Genomic DNA, 688 nt, shown 5'->3' with positions numbered 1-688 from the left:
CGCCCTTCATCGCCTCTGACTGCCTAGGCATCCACCGTGTACGCTTAGTCGCTTAACCTCACAACCCAAAGGTGTTTTTCGTTATTGGTGTGGCTGTGAACACACTCTGCTATGTTGTGCAGTGCGCGCAATCCTCATGAACGTTAAGTTCACTCCGGTTGCTGTGCGCTGTACGCCTTGCCGAGTGTCTTCTCGCTCACACTGCAACAATGATTAACCCATTGGCATTGCGATTATTTGAGAGACTCTATTACAGGTTACTCTTTATCTCAGTATATCTACGGAGAGATAAATTTCAGCTGTAATGTTTCAATTTTCAGCTTGTTCCAGATTGTTAAAGAGCAATATCTTAAACACGACTCGTTAAAGTCATCTTTAAGATATTCAGTTGATAATGTCTTTCACACATTATCGGAGTGGCGTCCCCAAGGGGATTCGAACCCCTGTTACAGCCGTGAAAGGGCAGTGTCCTAGGCCTCTAGACGATGGGGACACAAAAATTTCTACTGAATCACTGATTCAGTATTTTTGTGTAAAGGTGAGAATGTGGTGACACATTCGAACGACTGATGCAGTAAAAACTCGATACCGAGGTCTTATTGCACAATCATCACCCTCATCAACAGGTGCTCTTGCTCATTTACATTCATCAGACAATCTGTGTGGACACTGCGCAATGCGTATCGTT

Annotated in this window: 1 tRNA gene; it reads right to left on the bottom strand. The window is 44.3% G+C overall.

The window, feature by feature from the left end:
• Nucleotides 1-417: 417 nt before the first annotated feature.
• Nucleotides 418-493 (bottom strand) — tRNA-Glu (locus V1952_RS22330).
• Nucleotides 494-688 lie beyond the last annotated feature (195 nt).

It is taken from the genome of Yersinia sp. 2542 StPb PI, from assembly GCF_048593855.1.
GTDB classification, from domain to species: Bacteria; Pseudomonadota; Gammaproteobacteria; order Enterobacterales; family Enterobacteriaceae; genus Yersinia; species Yersinia enterocolitica_E.
This window is presented reverse-complemented; position numbering and strand designations above follow the sequence as displayed.